Source organism: Streptomyces sp. NPDC088923 (genome assembly GCF_044749745.1).
GTDB lineage: Bacteria > Actinomycetota > Actinomycetes > Streptomycetales > Streptomycetaceae > Streptomyces.
In genome coordinates this window covers 59267-77971 of sequence record NZ_JBIVIO010000011.1, presented here as the reverse complement: position 1 = coordinate 77971, position 18705 = coordinate 59267, and the positions used below count along the sequence as shown (strand labels likewise).

General features: G+C 71.9%; 18 protein-coding genes. 6 read left to right on the top strand and 12 right to left on the bottom strand.

Annotated elements, in window-relative coordinates; all coding sequences use genetic code 11:
- Positions 1 to 33: 33 nt before the first annotated feature.
- From ACIP4O_RS28920 to ACIP4O_RS28905, 4 genes are all read left to right on the top strand, one after another.
- Positions 34 to 507, top strand: a complete 474-nt coding sequence (locus ACIP4O_RS28920; protein WP_401578950.1) for a PLDc N-terminal domain-containing protein — start codon at positions 34 to 36, stop codon at positions 505 to 507.
- A 227-nt stretch (positions 508 to 734) separates the two neighbouring features.
- Positions 735 to 2162 (top strand): purine-cytosine permease family protein, encoded by a 1428-nt coding sequence (locus tag ACIP4O_RS28915; RefSeq protein WP_401578949.1) that lies wholly within the window; start codon positions 735 to 737, stop codon positions 2160 to 2162.
- Complete coding sequence (locus tag ACIP4O_RS28910; RefSeq protein ID WP_401578948.1) at positions 2162 to 2626, top strand: nucleoside deaminase; 465 nt, start codon at positions 2162 to 2164, stop codon at positions 2624 to 2626. The genes ACIP4O_RS28915 and ACIP4O_RS28910 overlap by 1 nt, the downstream gene beginning before the upstream one ends.
- Positions 2627 to 2689: 63 nt before the next feature.
- Positions 2690 to 2926, top strand: a complete 237-nt coding sequence (locus tag ACIP4O_RS28905) for a hypothetical protein (RefSeq protein WP_401578946.1) — start codon at positions 2690 to 2692, stop codon at positions 2924 to 2926.
- Positions 2927 to 3004: 78 nt separating this feature from the next.
- Here ACIP4O_RS28905 and ACIP4O_RS28900 read toward each other — a convergent pair whose 3' ends face one another.
- The gene (locus ACIP4O_RS28900) at positions 3005 to 5098 is read right to left on the bottom strand and encodes an MMPL family transporter (RefSeq protein WP_401578944.1); all 2094 of its coding nucleotides are present in this window, start codon (positions 5096 to 5098) and stop codon (positions 3005 to 3007) included.
- Positions 5099 to 5581: 483 nt separating this feature from the next.
- Here ACIP4O_RS28900 and ACIP4O_RS28895 point away from each other — a divergent pair, with 483 nt between their 5' ends.
- Positions 5582 to 7006, top strand: a complete 1425-nt coding sequence (locus ACIP4O_RS28895; protein ID WP_401579068.1) for an alkaline phosphatase family protein — start codon at positions 5582 to 5584, stop codon at positions 7004 to 7006.
- A gap of 104 nt (positions 7007 to 7110) precedes the next feature.
- Here the strand turns inward: ACIP4O_RS28895 and ccsB are convergent, their stop codons facing one another.
- From ccsB to hemL, 6 genes are all read right to left on the bottom strand, one after another.
- Complete coding sequence (gene ccsB / locus ACIP4O_RS28890) at positions 7111 to 8190, bottom strand: c-type cytochrome biogenesis protein CcsB (RefSeq protein WP_401578942.1); 1080 nt, start codon at positions 8188 to 8190, stop codon at positions 7111 to 7113.
- A complete protein-coding gene (locus ACIP4O_RS28885; protein WP_401578940.1) occupies positions 8187 to 10025 on the bottom strand; it encodes a cytochrome c biogenesis protein ResB in 1839 nt (612 codons plus the stop codon). The genes ccsB and ACIP4O_RS28885 overlap by 4 nt, the downstream gene beginning before the upstream one ends.
- A 14-nt stretch (positions 10026 to 10039) precedes the next feature.
- A complete protein-coding gene (locus ACIP4O_RS28880) occupies positions 10040 to 10834 on the bottom strand; it encodes a cytochrome c biogenesis CcdA family protein (protein WP_401578938.1) in 795 nt (264 codons plus the stop codon).
- Positions 10834 to 11469, bottom strand: a complete 636-nt coding sequence (locus ACIP4O_RS28875) for a TlpA family protein disulfide reductase (RefSeq protein ID WP_401578936.1) — start codon at positions 11467 to 11469, stop codon at positions 10834 to 10836. The genes ACIP4O_RS28880 and ACIP4O_RS28875 overlap by 1 nt, the downstream gene beginning before the upstream one ends.
- A 238-nt stretch (positions 11470 to 11707) precedes the next feature.
- Positions 11708 to 12367 carry a histidine phosphatase family protein gene (locus ACIP4O_RS28870; protein ID WP_401579066.1) on the bottom strand — a complete coding sequence of 220 codons (660 nt, stop codon included), beginning with the start codon at positions 12365 to 12367 and terminating at the stop codon, positions 11708 to 11710.
- A gap of 133 nt (positions 12368 to 12500) precedes the next feature.
- A complete protein-coding gene (hemL, locus tag ACIP4O_RS28865; protein WP_401578934.1) occupies positions 12501 to 13823 on the bottom strand; it encodes a glutamate-1-semialdehyde 2,1-aminomutase in 1323 nt (440 codons plus the stop codon).
- Between the two features lie 323 nt (positions 13824 to 14146).
- Here hemL and ACIP4O_RS28860 point away from each other — a divergent pair, with 323 nt between their 5' ends.
- The gene (locus ACIP4O_RS28860) at positions 14147 to 14713 is read left to right on the top strand and encodes a hypothetical protein (protein WP_361332813.1); all 567 of its coding nucleotides are present in this window, start codon (positions 14147 to 14149) and stop codon (positions 14711 to 14713) included.
- A 15-nt stretch (positions 14714 to 14728) separates the two neighbouring features.
- On the opposite strand, the gene ACIP4O_RS28855 is transcribed toward ACIP4O_RS28860, so the two are convergent.
- The 5 genes from ACIP4O_RS28855 to ACIP4O_RS28835 all read right to left on the bottom strand — a co-directional run bounded on the left by ACIP4O_RS28855 (position 14729) and on the right by ACIP4O_RS28835 (position 18672).
- A protein-coding gene (locus tag ACIP4O_RS28855; protein ID WP_401579064.1) for an IS5 family transposase occupies positions 14729 to 15561 on the bottom strand; the annotation gives its coding sequence in 2 pieces (ribosomal slippage) (positions 14729 to 15213 and positions 15213 to 15561; 834 coding nt in all).
- A gap of 133 nt (positions 15562 to 15694) precedes the next feature.
- The gene (locus tag ACIP4O_RS28850) at positions 15695 to 16270 is read right to left on the bottom strand and encodes a Uma2 family endonuclease (RefSeq protein WP_401578932.1); all 576 of its coding nucleotides are present in this window, start codon (positions 16268 to 16270) and stop codon (positions 15695 to 15697) included.
- Positions 16271 to 16338: 68 nt separating this feature from the next.
- Positions 16339 to 16821 (bottom strand): cupin, encoded by a 483-nt coding sequence (locus ACIP4O_RS28845; RefSeq protein ID WP_361332818.1) that lies wholly within the window; start codon positions 16819 to 16821, stop codon positions 16339 to 16341.
- A gap of 61 nt (positions 16822 to 16882) precedes the next feature.
- Positions 16883 to 17533 carry an FMN reductase gene (locus tag ACIP4O_RS28840; RefSeq protein ID WP_401578930.1) on the bottom strand — a complete coding sequence of 217 codons (651 nt, stop codon included), beginning with the start codon at positions 17531 to 17533 and terminating at the stop codon, positions 16883 to 16885.
- Positions 17530 to 18672, bottom strand: coding sequence for an LLM class flavin-dependent oxidoreductase (locus tag ACIP4O_RS28835; protein WP_401578928.1), 1143 nt, complete (start codon positions 18670 to 18672; stop codon positions 17530 to 17532). The genes ACIP4O_RS28840 and ACIP4O_RS28835 overlap by 4 nt, the downstream gene beginning before the upstream one ends.
- Between the last annotated feature and the right edge of the window lie 33 nt (positions 18673 to 18705).

Here is an 18705-nt window from a genome sequence, read left to right as displayed (position 1 = left end):
GCACGACCGCCGCGACCCGCGAAGGAGAGCGACATGCTCCGGGTGCTCTTGATCCTGCTGCCGCTGGCGCTGTGCGTCTTCGCCTTCATCGACTGCGTGACGACCGCCGAGGAGGACGTCCGCTGGCTCCCGAAGCCGCTGTGGGCGATCCTCATCCTCCTCTTCCAGATCGTGGGGCCCGTCTGCTGGCTGATCATCGGCCGGGAGCGCGGGTACGCGGCCGGGGCGGCCTCGCGCGCGGGCGGCGGGCGCGGCGGCTGGGTCGCCCCCGACGACAACCCGGAGTTCCTGAACTCGCTGCGCAAGGACGAGCGGCCGGTACGCGAGGAGGACCGGCCGGTACGCGGGGAGGAGCGACCCTCCGTCCCCGAGGCGGACGTGCCCGCCCCCGCCGGGAGCGAGGACGACGCGGCCCGCCTCCGCGCCTGGGAGGACGACCTCCGCCGCAGGGAGGACGAGCTGAAGCGACGGGACGCGGACGAGGACAAGGGGAACGGGAAGGGCTGAGGGGCCCGCGAGGGGCACCCCGCCTTCGTACGATCCTCCCGGCCACCCGACGCACATCACACCGTCCCACCCCTCCTTCCTGTACGAAGCACCCACCTCGGTGCGCGAAACTGGACGACGGCCCCCGCCCGGACCACGCGAGCACCCGACGCGACCCCGCCCCGGCTCCTCCGCTCCGTCCGCCCGGCGAAGCCGCTCCCCCGTCGCCGCGGACCCGCCCCGCCGGTGTGTCCGCACGTCCGCTCACCGAGGCCATGACCAGCACGTCCACCGCCGCCGCCCCCGCCGGGGACCCGGCCACCACGCGACCCGCCGGTGTCGTCGAGACCTCGGGCGCCGAGCCGATACCCGAGGCCGAGCGCCACGGCCACCCCCGTCAGCTCCTGTGGACCTGGGCCGCGCCGCAGGTCGGCTGGGCGACCGCGTACATCGGTGTCCTCGCCGTCGCCGCCTTCGGGCTCGGTTTCCGCGAGGCCGTCGCCGCGCTCGTGCTCGGCGCGGCGTTCGGCGCCATCGCGCACGGGTTCCTCTCCGTGGACGGCCCGCGCTTCGGCGTCCCGCAGATGGTCCTCGGCCGGCTCTCCTTCGGCCACAGGGGCAGCGTGCTCCCCTCCACCGTGAACGCGCTCGTCTCCGGCATCGGCTGGTTCGCGATGAACACGCTCGGCGGGGCCTTCGCGCTCAACTCCCTCACCGGCCTGCCACCGCTGGCGTGCCTGCTGATCCTCGTCGTGCTCGAAGTGGTCGTGGGGTACGTGGGGCACGACCTCGTGCACCGCTTCGAGCGGTACGCGCTGCCCGTCCTCGCGGTGATCTTCCTGCTCGCGGGCGGGTGGATCTTCAAGGGCGCGCACCTCGGGCACACCGGGTCCGGGGGCGGTTTCGGCGCGTTCCTGCTCGCCTTCAGCGCCTCGTTCGGCTTCACGGCCGGGTGGAACCCGTGCGCGTCGGACTACACGCGCTACCTGCCGCGTACGACCTCGGCCCGGGCCACCGGCTGGTACGGGGGCCTCGGCCTGTTCCTGTCCGTGTCCGTCGTCTCGGTGATCGGCGCCGCCTCCGGTACGGTCCTCGCCCCCGAGGGCGCGAGCCCGACCGACGCGTTCACGGGGCAGTTGCCCGGCTGGCTCGCGCACCTCACGCTGCTCGCGATCATCATCGGCGGCATGGCGGCCTCGACGCTCAACGTCTACTCGGCCTCCGTCTCGCTCGCCTCGCTGGCCGTACGCGGGCTGCCGCGCGGCCTCAACCGCGCGAGTCTCACCGCGCTGACGGGCGCGGCCGGCACGGTCGCCGCGTGGGCCTCGCTCGACGACGCGGGCCACGCCTTCGAGTCGTTCCTCCTCGTGATCGCGTACTGGACGGCGCCGTGGCTGGGCGTCGTGCTCGTCGAGCAGTGGCGCCGCCGCCGCACCCCCGGGACGCTGATCGCCCGCCGCCTCGCCGACCGCCGCCACACGAACGCGGCCGGGCTCATCGCCCTGCTCGCGGGCGTCGCGGTCTCCGTCCCGCTCTTCTCCAACCAGGAGACGTACGTGGGCCCGCTGCCCTCGCACTGGCCGGGGCTCGGCGACCTCACCTGCCAGGTCGGCTTCGCGGTGAGCGCCCTGCTCTACGCGCTGCTGGCCCGTACCCGTACTGCGAAGGAGTCCTGATGACCACACCGCTCACCGCCGAACAGGCCCAGGAGTGGCTGCGCCCCGCGATCGAGGAGGCCCGCCAGGGTCTCGCCGAGGGCGGCGTCCCGATCGGCGCGGCCCTGTACGGCGCCGACGGCACCCTCCTCGGCCGCGGCCACAACCGCCGCGTCCAGGACGCCGACCCGTCCTCGCACGGCGAGACGGACGCCTTCCGCAAGGCGGGCCGCCAGCGCACGTACCGCGGCACGACGATGGTCACGACCCTCTCGCCGTGCTGGTACTGCTCGGGGCTGATCAAGCAGTTCGGCATCACGCGCGTCGTGATCGGGGAGTCCACGACGTTCAAGGGCGGCGAGGACTGGCTGGAGGAACAGGGCGTCGAGATCGTGCGGTTGACGGACCCGGAGTGCGTCGGCCTGATGACGGAGTTCATCGAGCGCTACCCGGACGTGTGGAACGAGGACATCGGGGAGGAGTGAAGGGCGGGGGCGGCGAGGGCAAGGGGCGGGCATCACCCCCTGGCCCGGGGGCAGTTGGGAAATATGAACCTCTCCGGGCCCGCCAAGCTGTCGCTGTGGTTCCTGCTCGCCTTCGTCGCCGGGGTGCTGTACCTGCGCCTCGGTCAGCACCTCGGCTGGGGCAGGTCGCTGCTGGTCGGGCTGATCACCGCACCCGTCGTGGTGGGGGCGTGGAAGTTCCGGGACTGGTACACGGACCGCGCCCGGCGCGCCGGGCTGCGGTGGCGGGAGCGGCGCCTGGCCCGGAGGCGGGCGCGGTAGCGGGCCCGGCGGCGCGTACGGGGCCACGCCCCGGACCGGTACGCGTGACTCCGCGCCCGTACCCCGCCCCGCCTCGTCCTACCGCCCCCGCCCGGCTTCCTCCCGCCGCGCCCGCCCGATACCGCTCGGCCACCACGCCCGCCCGCCCAGGTCCCGTACCAGCGCCGGGACCAGGAGGGAACGGACCACCAGCGTGTCCATGAGGACGCCGAAGGCGACGATGAAGGCGATCTGGGCGAGGAACGAGAGCGGGATGACGCCCAGGGCCGCGAAGGTCGCGGCGAGGACGACGCCCGCCGAGGTGATGACGCCGCCGGTCGAGACGAGACCGCGCAGGACGCCCTCGCGGGGACCGTGGTGCGCGGTCTCCTCGCGGACACGGGACATCAGGAAGATGTTGTAGTCCACGCCGAGCGCGACGAGGAAGACGAAGCCGTAGAGCGGGACCGAGGCGTCCGTGCCCGTGAAGCCGAACACGTGGCGGAAGACGAGCGACGAAACCCCCAGCGTCGCCGCGAAGTTGAGGGCGACCGTCGCGACCAGGAGGAGGGGGAGCAGGAGGGCGCGGAGCAGGCCGATCAGGATGGCCAGGATGATGAGCAGGACGACGGGGACGATGAGCGTGCGGTCGTGGGCCGCCGTGTCCTCGGTGTCGATCTGCTGCGCGGTGTAGCCGCCGACGCGGGTGCTCTCGCCGCCCGCCTCCCGTACGGCGTTACGCAGCGCGCGGACGGCGTCCTTCGCCGTCCCGCTGTCCGGGGCCGCCTTCAACGTCGCGTCGATCTCCACACGGCCCCGCGCGATCTGCGGTTTCCCGCCGGGGCGGCCGTCCGCTCCGACCGGCGCCGCCGAGTCCACGCCCGCGACGCCGCCCGCCGCCCGTACGACGGCGTCGGCGCGGTCCGCGTCGGTGAGGATCACGGCGGGCTGGCCCGAGCCGCCGGGGAAGTGGCGGTCCAGGGTCCGCTGGGCGCTCACCGAGGAGGCGTCGCCGACGAAGGTCTCGTCGAGCGGGACGCCGGAGGAGCGCAGGGTCGGGGCGAAGGCCGCGAGGGCGAGCAGGGCGACGGTGGTGGCGATCCACAGGCGGCGCGGGAGGCGGTCCACCCAGCCGGCGACGCGCTGCCACAACCCGCTCCTCCCTTCCGGATCACCGCCCGTGGTCGGCCGCTTGGGCCAGTACGCCGCCCGCCCGAGGAGGACGAGTACGGCGGGCAGGAAGGTGAACGCCGAGAGGAGCGCGCACCCGATGCCGAGGGCCCCGACCGGGCCGAGCGCGCGGTTGTTCGTCAAGTCGCTGAGGAGCAGGGCGAGAAGGCCGAGCGCGACGGTGGCGCCGCTCGCGGCGATCGCGCCCGCCGAACGGCGCAGCGCGGCCCGTACCGCCACGAACCTGTCGCCGTGCGCGGTCAGTTCCTCGCGGAAGCGGGCGGTCAGGAGCAGCGCGTAGTCCGTCGCGGCTCCGATCACGAGGATGGAGAGGATGCCGCGCACCTGGCCGTCCACGCGCACGACGTCGTGGTCCGCGAGGACGTACACGAGCGCGCTCGCGACGGCGAGGGCGAAGACGGCGCTGAGGATGACGAGGAAGGGCATGAGGACGCTGCGGTAGACGAGCAGCAGGATGACGAGGACGGCGACGAGGGCGACGCCGAGGAGGATGCCGTCGATCCCGGCGAAGGCGTCGGAGAGGTCGGCCTGGGTGGCGGCGGGGCCCGCGATGCCGACCGTCGTGCCGGGCACCTTCTCGGCCTGCGCGCGGATCGCGTCGAGCGTGTCGGGAAGCTTGTCGCCGAGACCGGGCCGCAGCGGCACGACCCCTTCGAGCGCCTCGCCGTCCTTCGACGGCAGCGCCGGGGACGGCCGCCCGAGGACCCCGTCCGCCCCGGCCGCCCGGCCGAGCGCCCGCGTCGCGGCCGCGCGCGCCCCGGCGTCGAGCCGCCCGCCGCCCTCGGCCGTCCACACGAGCACGGCGGGCAGCGACTCCTCACGGTCGAAGCGCGCGCGCTCGTCGAGCACCTTGGTGGACTCGGCGCTGCGGGGCAGGAACGCGGCCTGGTCGTTGGTCGACACCTCCCCCAGCCGTCCCGCGTAGGGACCGCACACGGCCCCGGCCCCCAGCCAGACGACCAGCAGGAGCAGCGGGACGAGCCAGCGGGTGGCGCGGGGCATGGAGCTCTCCTGGTGGGGACGTGCGCGGCGACCCCAACGGTGCCGACGGGGCATTCTGGCGCGGGGCCGGAGCCGTACGCCTGCCACGCGCCGAAGACGTGAAACGCGGTGCGGGTCAGGAGAAGAGCGCGCACGGGGTCCTCGGCGCCCTCTTCGCGCCCCTGCTTCGCCGCGACGAGGACCGGGCCCTCGCGTCCGGCGAGGCGTTCCGGGCCGCGCGCCGCCCCACGCACCCGGCCCCGCGCGCCCGGTCCCCCGCCGCCCCGCGCACCCGCCCCGCCCCTCGCGCCCACCCCGCGCCGCCGCTTCCCGCCAGTCTCACTCTTTGCTTTCGCTTGATTGCTTTGCGATTGTTTGGTGCAGCGTTCACGTAAATCGTCTGCTCCGCTTTCCCGGCGCACCGGTTCAGTGGCTTCGGCTCCTCAGCGAGCCGTAAGTGCCCACGTCAGCAAGGGGAATGGAATCGTCATGGCTGGAACGGGAATGTCTCGGCGGAGACTTCTGGGCTCGGCGGGGGCGGTGGCCGGTGGGGCAGCCGCGCTCGGTCTGCTGCCGCCGAGCGTGCAGCAGGCGGTGGCCGCCGGGCCGCCGCACGGCGGGTCGCTCGACGACGTCGAGCACGTCGTGATGCTCATGCAGGAGAACCGGAGCTTCGACCACTACTTCGGGACCATGCGCGGGGTACGGGGCTTCAACGACCCGCGCGCGCAACGGCTTTCGACGGGCAAGTCGGTGTTCTTCCAGCCCGATGCCGTCAACCCCGACGGCTACACGCTGCCGTTCCACCTCGACACGCACTCCACGAGCGCCCAGGCCATCCCCTCCACGAGCCACGCCTGGTCGGTGCAGCACGAGGCGTGGAACAACGGGAAGATGGACAACTGGCTGCCCGCGCACCGCAAGGCGGACGGCAAGAACGGCCCGTACGTCATGGGGTACTACACGCGGGAGGACATCCCCTTCCAGTTCGCGCTGGCCGAGGCGTTCACCGTCTGCGACAACTACTTCTGTTCCGTGTTCGGGCCCACCTGGCCCAACCGCATGTACTGGATGACCGGAACGCTCGACCCGAACGGCGAGCACGGCGGCCCGATCCTCAACAACACCGCGCCCGCCGGGGGTTACACCTGGACCACGTACGCCGAGCGCCTGGAGGCCGCCGGGGTGAGCTGGAAGGTGTACCAGGAGGACGACGACTACGGCTGCAACATGCTGGAGAACTTCGCGAACTTCCGCGACGCGAAGCCCGGAGATCCTCTGTACGAGAAGGGAGTTCGCCCCCAGCCCACCGGCACCTTCGAGGCCGACGCGCGCGCGGGCAAACTCCCCACCGTCTCCTGGATCATCTGCACCAGCGAGCAGTCCGAGCACCCCGACTACCTCCCCGCCGCGGGCGCCGACTACGTGGCATCGAAGATCGAAGCCATCGCCTCCAACCCGGAGTTGTGGCGCAAGACCGCGTTCATCCTCAACTACGACGAGAACGACGGCTTGTTCGACCACGTCGTGCCGCCCACTCCCCGGGCCGGTACCCCCGACGAGTTCGTGCAGGGGCTGCCCGTCGGGGGCGGGTTCCGGGTGCCGTGCGTCATCGTCTCGCCGTGGACGGTCGGCGGGTACGCGGCCGGGGAGGCCTTCGACCACACCTCCGTGCTCCAGTTCCTGGAGCGCGTGACCGGCGTGCGCGAGCCCAACATCAGCCAGTGGCGCCGCCGCACCTTCGGCGACCTCACCTCCGCCTTCGGCTTCCGCGACCCGGCCCACCGCCCCCCGCGCCTGCCGGATGACACGGCCGAGCAGTTGGAGGAGGCGAAGCACGAGGTGGAGACGCTGCCCAAGCCGACCCTGCCCGGCACCTCGACGCAGAAGGTGCCGCGCCAGGAGCCGGGCCGCAGGCCGCGCCGCTGAGAGGCCCGCGCACGGCAGAGCGCCCGCCCCGTACACGTACGTACGGCGGCGGGCGCTCGCGTGCCGAAGAGCGGCCGAAGAGCACGGACGCTCGGCCGTAGGGCTCACACCCCTGCGTACGAGTGCTTCCCCGTCACGAAGATGTTGACCCCGTAGTAGTTGAAGAGCCAGCACGCGAAGGCGAGCAGCGCCAGGTACGCGGCCTTGCGGCCCTTCCACCCGGCCGTCGCGCGCGCGTGCAGGTACATCGCGTAGGCGACCCAGGTGATGAAGGACCACGTCTCCTTCGGGTCCCAGCCCCAGTAGCGGCCCCACGCGTCGCCCGCCCAGATGGCGCCCGCGATGATCGTGAACGTCCACAGCGGGAAGATCGCCGCGTTGATGCGGTACGAGAACTTGTCGAGCGAGGCCGCGGCGGGCAGCCGCGACAGGACCGACTGCGCGAACTTGCCGGGCGTGCCACCGGCCGCGATCTTCGCCTCGTAGTGGTCGCGGAAGAGGTAGAGGATCGTCGCGACGGCGGCGACGTAGAACGCGGCGCCGCAGAAGATCGCCGTCGAGACGTGAATCCACAGCCAGTAGGAGTGCAGGGCGGGCACGAGCTGATCGCTCGCCGTGTAGAGCACCGTCGTCGCGAGGCCGAGGTCGAGCAGCACCGTGAGGGTGAGCGGCAGCGTCAGCCAGCGCACGTTCTTCTTCGCGAGCATGAGCCCGAGGAACACCGCCACGGCCACGGCCGAGAAGGTGATCGAGAACTCGTACATGTTGCCCCACGGCGCGCGCCGCACCGAGAGCGCGCGGGTGAGGACGCCGCCCGCGTGGATGAGGAAGGCGAGCACGATGAACGAGACCGAGATCCGGCCCCAGATGTCGCCCTTCTCGCTCCCGCCCGCCGCGCCGGGGCCGTCCGGCACGTCGCGGCTGCCGGACGCGGCGCGCGTGACGACCTCCGGGCGTTCCAGGACGGCCGTGCTGCCGCCCTTGCGGACCGCGACGGCGGGCGCCGCGGCGCTCGCGGCCACGGCGCCGGCCGCCTGCGCGGTCCTGCCGACCTTGCTGCGGCTGCCGAAGATCCACTCCAGGATGCTCGCGAAGAACGCGAGCAGGTAGACGGCCATGGCCGAGTAGATGAGGACGTTACTGGTGTGCGCCAGGGTCTCGTTGGTTCCGGCGGCGAGATTCACTTCTGCGCCCCTTCGGCGTCGGCGGGGTTCTGAGGGTTCCGCGGGTTCTTCTGATCCGGTACGGGTACGGGGGCGGCCTGAGCGGGCTCGCCCCGTACGGGCTCCGCCTCCGCGACGTCAGGAGCTTCCGCGAGCCCCGGCGCCTTCGCGTGCACCGCGTCCACGAGCGCCGCGAGTTCCTCCGGCAGCTTCGCCGACTCGCTGCGTCCGAGACCGGCGAACTCCACGACTGTCACGCCGTCGGCGTCCTGCGTGGCGCGGGCCCACACGCGGCGGCGCTGGATGAAGAGCGAGCCGGCGAGGCCGAGGATCGCCGCGACGGCGCCGCCGAGGGCGAGCCCGCCGCCCGGCTGGTGGGAGATCTGGAAGCTCGCCCACTCCTTGACGTCCTTCTCGAACGTGACCGAGCCGGCGCCGTTCGGGAGCTTCATCGTCTCGCCGGGCATGAGCTGCTTGGCGTAGATCTGCCCGTCGGCGGTCTTGAACTGCTTCATCTTCGCGGTGTCGAGCTGGTAGACGTTCTGCGGGACGCCGCCGTCGATGCCGAGGTCCCCGTGCCACGCGTTGAGCGCGAGCACCGGGTAGTCGAGCCCGGGGAACGAGGACGTCATCGTCGTACGGTCGATCGTGGGCAGGAAGCGGGCCTCGAAACCGAGCTGCTCCCGCTTCCCCTTCGCGTTCGTGTAGCCGTCCGCGACCTTCACCACGCCGGTCGCCGTGCCCATGCCGTCCTGCGGCAGCATCGCCACCGCGCCCTTGTAGACGACCTTGCCCTTGCCGTCGCGCACGGTGAACTGCGGCGCGTAGCCGTGCCCGTTGAGGAAGACCTTCGTGCCGTCCACGACGAGCGGGTGGTTCGGCTCGATCGCCTTGTGCCGCTCCGCGCCGTCCGCGCCCTCCTGGTACGAGACGTCCGCGCGGTAGACGCGGGGCGTGCCGCGCTGGGGGCCCTCCTTCTCGTACGTGCCCGTGAACTTGTCCAGCGTGAAGCTGAAGCGGTCCAGGTCGTCGTCGGTGAAGAGGCTGCCGCTCTTGAAGTCGTCGTACTGCGTCTTCGTGTTCGCGAAGCCGTCGCCCTCCACGATGAGCTTGCCGCCCTCGTACTTGAGGAGCGAGCCGCTCGCGAAGGCGACGAGCATGACGATCAGCGCGACGTGGAAGACCAGGTTCCCCGCCTCGCGCAGGTAGCCCTTCTCGGCGGTGACGACCGCGCCGCCGTCCTCCGTCGCGTAGCCGTCGGTACGGAAGCGGCGCCGCCGCAGCGCGCCGCGCGCCCACTCCCGCACCTGCTCCGGGCTCGCCTCCGTGCGCCACGTCGCGTACGCGGGGAGCCGGTCGAGGCGGCGCGGGGCGCGGGGCGGGCGGCCGCGGAGCTGGCCGACGAACTGCCAGGTGCGCGGGACGATGCAGCCGATGAGGGAGACGAAGAGCAGGATGTAGATCGCGGAGAACCACACCGAGCTGTAGACGTGGAAGAGACCGAGCTTCTCGTAGACCTGCGCGAGTGTGTCGTGGGTCTGCTTGAACTCGGCGACCTTCAGCTCGTCGGTGCCCTGCTGCGGGATGAGCGAGCCGGGCACGGCGCCGAGCGAGAGCAGGAAGAGCAGGATCAGCGCGACGCGCATCGAGGTGAGCTGGCGCCACATCCACCGCACCCACCCGGTGACCTCCCGGCCGAGCCACGCCACGTACCCGGTGAGGCCGGGCTTGCGCATCCCGCCGAACGAGCCGGGGACGGCGTGCTCGACGGGAGCGGTGGAGAGCTGGGCACCGGCGGCCTCGAGGCCGTCGTCGGCCTTGGGGGCGGTGTCGGTGTCGTGGGGGGTGGTGCTCATGGGTTCAGGTCTCCTCAGATCCCTGTCTGGAAGTTCGTGGTCCAGGTCTGGATGTGCTGCATCCAGCTGTCCCAGACACCGGTCAGGAGGAGAACGCCGGTGACGATCATCATCGTGCCGCCGATCCGCAGGACCCAGTTGTAGTGCCGCTTGACCCAGGAGAAGGCGCCGAGCGCCTTGCGGAAGACGAGGGCCGCGACGACGAAGGGGATACCGAGGCCGAGGCAGTAGGCGAAGGTGATGAGGGCGCCGCGTGCGGGGTCGCCGCCATCGGCCGAGAGCAGCAGTGCCGAGGTGAGCGTGGGGCCCACGCAAGGGGTCCAGCCCACGCCGAAAGCGGCCCCCAGGAGCGGCGCGCTGATCAGGCCGGCTGTCGGCCGCATGTGGAAGCGGAACTCTCGCTGCGACATCCAGGGCATGAGCCCCATGAAGAAGATCCCGAGCAGGATCATCAGCACGCCGAGCAACTGCGAGATGAGGCCTTCGTGCGCGAAGAGATTCCGCCCGAAGTACCCGAAGAGCGCCCCCGTCGAGACGAACACGGCGCTGAACCCGAGGACGAAGAGCGAGGCCCCGGCGAGCATGCGCCCGCGCTTCTTCTCGGCCATGTCCACGCCGCTGATCCCGGTGACGTACGACAGGTAGCCCGGCACGAGCGGCAGCACGCACGGCGAGAAGAACGAGACGAGGCCGCCGATGACCGCGACCGGGACGGCGAGGAGCAGGGCCCCGCTCATCACGGTCTCGTTCGTGTCCCCGAGCGCGGCCAGGGCCTGGAGCCCTGTCGGGTCGAGCGCACTCGCGCTCATCACTTCTCCGCGAGCAGGGGGTCGATCATCTTCCGCATCTTCGTGTAGTTGAGCGGCGTCAGCGCGCGGGCCGCGATCCGGCCCTCACGGTCGATGACGAGCGTGGAGGGGATCGCCTGCGGGTTGAGGCTGCCCTTGGGGAAGCGGAGCATCAGCTTCCCGCTCGGGTCGTAGAAGCTCGGGTACTCCACGCCGAAGCGCTTCTCGAAGGCTTTCGCGGGGCTGCGGTCGGGGTCGCGCGTGTTGATGCCGACGAACTCGACGCCGTCGGCCTTCGTCTCCTTGGCGACCTTCGCGAGGTAGGGGGCCTCCTCGCGGCACGGGGCGCACCAGGAGCCCCATACGTTCACGACGACCACCTTGCCCTTGTAGGCGGCGAGGTCGAGCGCTTCGCCCTCCAGGGACTTGCCGGTGAGCGCCGGGGCGTCCTTGCGGTCCGCCGGCTTCACGGTCGCGATGCCGCCCTTGCCGGCGACGAATCCCGTACCTCCGGAGCCGCCCGAGCTGCCCGAGCCGCAGGCCGACAGGAGCAGCGCCGCGACGGCCGCCCCGGCGGCGCCTGTCGCGAGGGTGCGCGAACGGCGACGGGACGAACGGTGCGGGGCCAGGTCGGCCCGGGCGGAACGAGCACTCATGTGAAAAGTTTCGCATGTCGCCCCCCGGGATCTTCGACACCCCCCTCAGAGGGGGAAAACCGCACGTCAGGTGGTATTTCCGGAGTGCCGGAACGGCGGCTGTCGGGCGGCTTTGCGGGGGCTGTGGGGCGCCGCGCGAGGCGGGTGCGGCGCGCGGGGGCGCCGCGCGAGGGAACGCCGCGCGCGGCCGCGCGGGGGGCGCCGCGCGGGGCGGGCGCCCCACAGCCGTCAAGGGCCCTCAGGCCCCGAACGCCTTGCCCTGCTGGGTCCCGCCCGCCTTCGACGGCTTCGCGCCCGCCCGCAGGTGCGGGGGTACGAGGTCGAGCGCCGGTTCCGCGTAGCCGACCGAGACGAGGTGGTCGCCCCGGTAGGTGAGCGTCGTGAGCGAGGCGAGGGTGCACTGCCGCTTGCGCGGGTCGTGCCACAGGCGGCGGCGCTCCAGGTAGCTGCGGAGAATCCAGATCGGCAGCTGGTGGCTCACGCACACGGCCTCGTGCCCGCGCGCCTTGTCGCGCGCGGCCTCGACGGCGGCGACCATCCGTACCGCCTGGTCGACGTAGGGCTCGCCCCAGGACGGCTTGAAGGGGTTGACGAGGTACTTCCAGTTGTCCGGGTTCTTCAGGGCGCCGTCGCCGACGCCGAAGGTCTTGCCCTCGAAGATGTTCGCGGCCTCGATGAGGCGGCGGTCGGTGGCGAGGTCGAGCCCGTGGCTCTTCGCGAGCGGGGTCGCCGTCTCCTGGGCGCGCTCCAGCGGCGAGGCGACGGCGTACGTGATGTCGCGCGGCGCGAGGTGCTCGGCGACGCGTTCGGCCATCTCGCGGCCGAGCGCCGAGAGGTGGTAGCCGGGCTTGCGCCCGTAGAGCACGCCCTCGGGGTTCTCGACCTCGCCGTGCCGCATGACGTGGACGACGGTCAGCTCCGCGTCGTCGCCGTTGTTGTTCACCGAAGCCACGAGGGCCCGCCTTCCGCTGGTGCCGATTCCGCCGGTGCCGATGCCGCCGGTGCCGTGATCGCTGCCGTGTGCATGGTCCTCACGCATTCTCGGGGGTGGCCCGCGCGGCGGCGCGCGCGGCCCCGGGGAGGGCGGCGGCGATGTGGTCGAGGGCGCGGTCGTCGTGGGCGGTGGAGACGAACCAGCACTCGAAGGCGGAGGGCGGCAGGTAGACGCCCTGGGCGAGCATCGCGTGGAAGAACGCGGTGTAGCGGAAGGAGTCCTGGCCCTTGGCGTCGTCGAAGTTCCGTACCGGCTTGTCGGTGAAGAAGACGGAGAACATGTTCGAGGCGGTCTGCACCTGGTGCGCGACGCCCTCCTTGGCCAGGGCCTCGGTGACGAGGGCCTGGAGGCGCGCGGAGGTGGCGTCGAGCCTCTCGTACGCGGCGGGGTCGAGGAGGCGGAGCTGCGCGAGCCCGGCGGCGGTGGCGACGGGGTTCCCGGAGAGCGTGCCCGCCTGGTAGACGGGTCCCACGGGGGCGAGGTGGGCCATGACGTCGGCGCGCCCGCCGAAGGCGGCGGCGGGGAAGCCGCCGCCCATGACCTTGCCGAAGGTCATGAGGTCGGGGGCGACGCCCTCGACGCCGTACCAGCCCGCGCGGCTCGTGCGGAAGCCGGTCATGACCTCGTCGGAGATGAACAGCGCGCCGTTCGCCTCGCACAGTTCCTTCAGGCCCGCGTTGAAACCGGGGGCGGGCGGGACGATGCCCATGTTGCCGGGGGACGCCTCGGTGATGACGCAGGCGATCTCGCCGGGGTGCGCGGCGAAGGCGGCGCGGACGGCTTCGAGGTCGTTGTAGGGGAGGACGAGGGTGTCGCCGGTCTGCGCTCCTGTGACACCGGGGGTGTCGGGGAGGCCGAAGGTGACGAGGCCGGAACCGGCGGCGGCGAGGAGGGCGTCCACGTGACCGTGGTAGCAGCCGGCGAACTTCACGACCTTGGCGCGGCCCGTGAAGCCGCGGGCGAGGCGGATCGCGGACATCGTCGCCTCGGTGCCGGAGGAGACGAGCCGTACCTGCTCGGCGGGGGCGATACGGGCGGTGACCTCCTCGGCGAGCGCGACCTCGCCCTCGACGGGGGTGCCGAAGGAGGTGCCGTGCGCGACGGCGGCCTGAACGGCCTCGATCACCTCGGGGTGGGCGTGGCCGAGGATCATCGGGCCCCAGGAGCAGACGAGGTCGACGTACTCGCGTCCGTCGGCGTCGGTGAGCCAGGCGCCCTGCCCCGAGGCCATGAAGCGGGGGGTGCCGCCGACCGCGCCGAAGGCCCGCACCGGCGAGTTCACGCCACCGGGGGTGACCTGGAGCGCGCGGTCGAAGAGGCGCTGCGAGACGGGGGCTTCGTAGGGGTAAGGCTGGGTCACGGCGGTCTCTCAGGGGCTCGGCGGCGGGGCGGGGGCGGCTGCTCGGCGTCCGGTCGGGCCCGCTTCGGCCCGGCTCCCGCGCGCGTCTGCGAAACTGGGGCCCGTACGGAACAGCTCACTGACGCCATGGTGTCAGAGCCGCGTGCGATCTCCTGACCAGGGACCGGCGGCGGCCGTGACGCGGCGGGGGCTCGCGGGGTCCGGCGGGGTTCCGGCCGATCCGGCGGGGCACGTTTCGGCGGGCTGGTGCGGGGGAGGTCAACGACACGATGATCGGGTTGTACGGCGAGGCCGTGCGACGCTGAGGGCAGTCGGGTGGACATATGCAACGCGGTGGCGGACTGGGCGAGGGGACCGGTGACCTCGGTCCTCGGCGTGCCAGGCGGGGACGGCACCGGCGCGAGGACGACACGGAGGAGCGCCGCGAATTGCCCACAGGGGGGAGCGGGCGCATGGGGGTGACCTACAAGTACTTCGGCGCGCCCGACGGCGCGACGGCGGCCCGGGTCCCGGTCTCGATGCGGCCCGAGGAGCTGGGCGGCGACGAGCTGGGCATGAACGGGATGTTCACGAAGATCAAGCCGGAGACGATGGCGGCGATGGTCCTCACCGGCATCCAGGGCATACCCCTCTACCGCGTCCCGCCGCTCGAACTCGTCGTCCTCCACCCGGACTACGCCGTGGTCAAGCTCCCCATGACCGCGGTCGACCCGCTCCGCGGCATCGGCGAGGAATCGGTCGGCGCCGCCGCCTTCATCTGGTCCACGGTCCCCGACCGCGGCGGCCCCCGCGACGCCTTCGACATCTACCGCCTGCTCCACGAGTGGCAGGACTTCAGCCAGCGGTTGCACGAGGCGGGGCATCAGCCGTACTGCTTGGTGTGGCCGTAGGGCGTGTCCGTAAAGTCAGGGGAGCCAGAGGCGGAGGCAGGCGAGGGTGACCATGGCTTGGTAGTGGCGGGCTCGTTTGTCGTAGCGGGTGGCGAGGGCTTTGTTCTGCTTGAGTTTGCTGAAGCAGCGTTCGACGAGGTTGCGGCGCCGGTAGGCGGCACGGTCGAGGCCGCACAGCCTCTCGCCCCTGCTGAGGCGGCCGTTGATCTGGTCGAGTCGTTCCGGGATCGTGCTCTTGATGCCTCGCTTGCGAAGGTAGGCGCGGATTTTCCGGGACGAGTAGCCCTTGTCCGCCGCGACGCGTTCGGGCCGGGTCCTGGGGCGGCCCGGGCCCGGCCTGCTGACGCGGATGCCGACCATGACCGCTTCGAACTGGGTGCAGTCGTTGACGTTCCCGGCGGTCAGGGTGAAGGCCAGCGGGCGGCCGCTCCCGTCGCAGGCGAGGTGGATCTTCGTGGTCAGCCCGCCGCGGGACCGGCCGATCGCCTCACCGGGCCAGACCTGCCCCTTTTTCGGGCCCCGGCCGCGTGCTGATGCGCCCGCACCGTCGTCGAGTCCACGCAGACGAGCGTCCAGTCGACCTCACCCACCGCGTCCGAGTGCTGCTGGACATGAGCCAGCAGACGCTCCCAGGTGCCGTCGGCCGACCAGTGACGGAAACGCTCGTAGACCGTCTTCCACGGCCCGTACCGCTCGGGCAGGTCACGCCAGGCAGCCCCCGTGGACAGCTTCCACAAGATCCCGTTCACCACCTGACGCCTGTCCCGCACCGGCCGCCCCATCCGGCCCGGCACCAACAACGGAGCGATCAACGCCCACGCCTCATCCGTCAATTCATGCCGTCGCACCACGAACAGAACAACGACCCACCGACTTTACGGACACGCCCTAGGGGCGGTACGGGGCTGGGCTGCCCCGTACGGCACCGGAGGGGGTGACGCGGGACGGTGCCTAGAGGCGCCCCGCGTTCCCTTTCCGGGCTCAGCGCACGTACCGCTTGAGGTCTTCCGTGGCGAGTGCGATACCGAGGCCCGGCAGCGAGAAGTCGGCCCCGAAGGGGTACGAGTGCGTCGTGCGGTACTTGCCGCCCTCCGGCTCGCTGTACACGACGGACTCGCAGGAGTCGCGGTCGATGAGGAGGTAGAGGGGGATACCCGCCTCGGCGTAGGCGACGGGTTTTTCCACGCGGTCGCGGCGGTTGGTGTCCGCGTCGTACGAGGTGACCTCGACCGCCATCAGAGCGCCCTCGGGGCTCGCCCACTCCTCGGGTACCGCGTAATGATCCACCGGAGCGAGCACGCCGTCCACGCGAGCGCGCCCCTTGCGGTACCCCTCGACCTGCAGTGACTGCTCGATCCACAGGTCCAGATCGGGCCGGGCCTGAATGCAGCGCCGCAACAGCCACAGCATGATCGCGTTGTGGTACCCGTCCGGCACTGCCTTCACCCCGATTTTTCCGCCCAGGAACTCCAGAGTGACCGTCTCCGGCGCGTGTGCCGTCAACTCCTCGAAGTCCTCGGTGCTCATCTGCGGGCGGTGATCAACGGCTGTCGCCATGTGCCGCCTCCCCTCAAGTCCCGGTGTGGGCTTCAAGGGTAGCGGCCCGGCGCTGCCTAAGGGCTCCCTCACGCCACCCCGCTCGGCGGCTCCTGCGGGGTGGAGAGCGGGGTCTGGGGGGCGGAGGTCAGGGGGCGGGACTGCTCCGCCGGGGGCAGGGGCCGGGACTCCTCCGCCGGGGGCCTCGCGTTCTCGGCTGCCTCCGCCATCGAGACGGTCAGGAGGATGACCGCGTCGTTGACGGCGCGCAGCCCGTGGAAGGTGCGCGGGACCAGGAGGATCTCGCCCATGTCGACGACCGCCTCGGCGAGCGTGTCGGACTGCGGGCGGGTGATCCTCACGCGGCCCTTGAGGACCTGGAGGGTGGCCTCGTCGGGGCCCTCGTGGTCGGAGAGGTCGGTGCCCGCGCACAGTGCGATGACCGTCTGGCGCAGGGCGTGACCCGTACCGCCCTGGAGGGTGCGGGCGGCGCGCTTCGAGGGGGACGCCATCGCTTCGAGGTGCAACTCGTTGGCGACGGTGTCGAGCGAGATCGGTTCCATCAGCTCCATGGGTCCAGCCTCACCCGGAGTGGCGCCGCCCGCACGGCGAGAGCGCCGTGCGGGTCGCCCCTCACTCCTCGCCGCGCAGCCGGGCGAGCTGCTCCGCGAAGGGCACGACCTCCTCGAAGGCGTCCCGCGGCGGACCGGGGCGGCTGCCCGTACCGCAGGTCAGGGAGGCCAGCTCGCCGGCCGCGCGCGCCATCCGGGCCGCGAGCGGGCCGCCGCCCCCGGAGCCCTCGCCGCCCGGGCCCTCGCTGCCCCAGTCCTCCGAGGCCGCGTAGACGCCGGTGGGGACGACGACCGCGCGCAGGTAGGCGAAGAGCGGGCGCAGGGCGTGTTCCAGGGCGAGGGAGTGGCGCGGTGAGCCGCCCGTCGCCGCGATCAGGACCGGTTTGCCGGTGAGGGCGTCCTGGTCGAGCACGTCGAAGAAGGACTTGAACAAGCCGCTGTACGAGGCCGAGAAGATCGGCGTCACGACGATCAGGCCGTCCGCGCGCGTCACGTGCTCCAGGGCCTCTTCGAGCTTCGGCGGCGGGAAGCCCGTCACGAAGGTGTTCGCGATGTCCTTGGCGTGGTCGCGCAGTTCGACGGTCTCGGTCTCGACCGGCTCGTCCGGGTCCTTCGCGGCGACGGCGGCGCGAGCCGCCTCGGCGAGGCGGTCGGCGAGCAGGCGGGTCGAGGACGGGACGCTGAGTCCGGCCGAGACGACGACGAGTTTCATCGGGCACTCGCTCCTTCGGGGGTCTGGTCTGCCTGGGTCCGGTCTGCCTGGGTCCGGCCTTCCCGGTCCTGCGCCGCGGCCACCCGCGCGGCGTGGGTCGGTGCGTCCGGTACGTCCGCCGGGCGGCCCTTGGCGAACTCCTCGCGCAGGACGGGGACGACCTCCTCGCCGAGGATGTCGAGCTGTTCGAGGACCGTCTTGAGCGGGAGCCCGGCGTGGTCCATGAGGAAGAGCTGGCGCTGGTAGTCGCCGATGTCGTCGCGGAAGGAGAGCGTGCGCTCGATGACCTGCTGCGGCGAGCCGACGGTGAGCGGGGTCTGCGCGGTGAACTCCTCCAGCGTGGGGCCGTGCCCGTAGACGGGCGCGTTGTCGAAGTAGGGGCGGAACTCCCGTACCGCGTCCTGCGAGTTCTTCCGCATGAACGCCTGCCCGCCGAGCCCGACGATCGCCTGCGCCTCGGTGCCGTGGCCGTAGTGCGCGTACCGGTTGCGGTACAGCCGCACCATGCGCTTGGTGTGGGACATCGGCCAGAAGATGTTGTTGTGGAAGAAGCCGTCACCGTAGTACGCGGCCTCCTCGGCGATCTCCGGCGAGCGGATCGAGCCGTGCCACACGAAGGGCGCGACGCCGTCGAGCGGGCGCGGGGTGGAGGTGAAGGATTCGAGCGGGGTGCGGAACTTGCCTGCCCAGTTGACGACGTCCTCGTGCCACAGCTTGTGCAGCAGGGCGTAGTTCTCGATCGCCAGCGGGATGCCCTCGCGGATGTCCTTGCCGAACCACGGGTAGACCGGGCCGGTGTTGCCGCGCCCGAGCATGAGGTCCATACGGCCGTCCGCGACGTGCTGGAGCATCGCGAAGTCCTCGGCGATCTTCACCGGGTCGTTCGTGGTGATGAGCGTCGTGGAGGTGGAGAGGACGAGGTGCTCCGTCTTCGCCGCGAGGTAGCCGAGCATCGTCGTCGGCGAGGACGGCACGAAGGGCGGGTTGTGGTGCTCGCCGGTCGCGAAGACGTCGAGACCGACCTCCTCCGCCTTCCGCGCGATGGTGAGGATCGCCTTGATCCGCTCGGCCTCGGTCGGGGTGCGGCCGTTGGTGGGGTCGGTGGTGACGTCCCCCACGCTGAAGATGCCGAACTGCATGCCCATGACTCTCGTCCGCCTCTCGACTGCCGA

Bases quoted from the DNA above. Each gene is read 5' to 3' on its own strand.
- ACIP4O_RS28905 (WP_401578946.1), top strand. From the start codon at position 2,690: ATGAACCTCTCCGGGCCCGCCAAGCTGTCGCTGTGGTTCCTGCTCGCC.
- ACIP4O_RS28840 (WP_401578930.1), bottom strand. From the start codon at position 17,533: ATGAAACTCGTCGTCGTCTCGGCCGGACTCAGCGTCCCGTCCTCGACC.
- ACIP4O_RS28910 (WP_401578948.1), top strand. From the start codon at position 2,162: ATGACCACACCGCTCACCGCCGAACAGGCCCAGGAGTGGCTGCGCCCC.
- ACIP4O_RS28920 (WP_401578950.1), top strand. From the start codon at position 34: ATGCTCCGGGTGCTCTTGATCCTGCTGCCGCTGGCGCTGTGCGTCTTC.
- ACIP4O_RS28900 (WP_401578944.1), bottom strand. From the start codon at position 5,098: ATGCCCCGCGCCACCCGCTGGCTCGTCCCGCTGCTCCTGCTGGTCGTC.
- ACIP4O_RS28850 (WP_401578932.1), bottom strand. From the start codon at position 16,270: ATGGCGACAGCCGTTGATCACCGCCCGCAGATGAGCACCGAGGACTTC.
- ACIP4O_RS28845 (WP_361332818.1), bottom strand. From the start codon at position 16,821: ATGGAGCTGATGGAACCGATCTCGCTCGACACCGTCGCCAACGAGTTG.
- ACIP4O_RS28870 (WP_401579066.1), bottom strand. From the start codon at position 12,367: ATGCGGCACGGCGAGGTCGAGAACCCCGAGGGCGTGCTCTACGGGCGC.
- ACIP4O_RS28880 (WP_401578938.1), bottom strand. From the start codon at position 10,834: ATGAGCGCGAGTGCGCTCGACCCGACAGGGCTCCAGGCCCTGGCCGCG.
- ACIP4O_RS28860 (WP_361332813.1), top strand. From the start codon at position 14,147: ATGCAACGCGGTGGCGGACTGGGCGAGGGGACCGGTGACCTCGGTCCT.
- ACIP4O_RS28875 (WP_401578936.1), bottom strand. From the start codon at position 11,469: ATGAGTGCTCGTTCCGCCCGGGCCGACCTGGCCCCGCACCGTTCGTCC.
- ACIP4O_RS28835 (WP_401578928.1), bottom strand. From the start codon at position 18,672: ATGCAGTTCGGCATCTTCAGCGTGGGGGACGTCACCACCGACCCCACC.
- ACIP4O_RS28895 (WP_401579068.1), top strand. From the start codon at position 5,582: ATGTCTCGGCGGAGACTTCTGGGCTCGGCGGGGGCGGTGGCCGGTGGG.
- ACIP4O_RS28885 (WP_401578940.1), bottom strand. From the start codon at position 10,025: ATGAGCACCACCCCCCACGACACCGACACCGCCCCCAAGGCCGACGAC.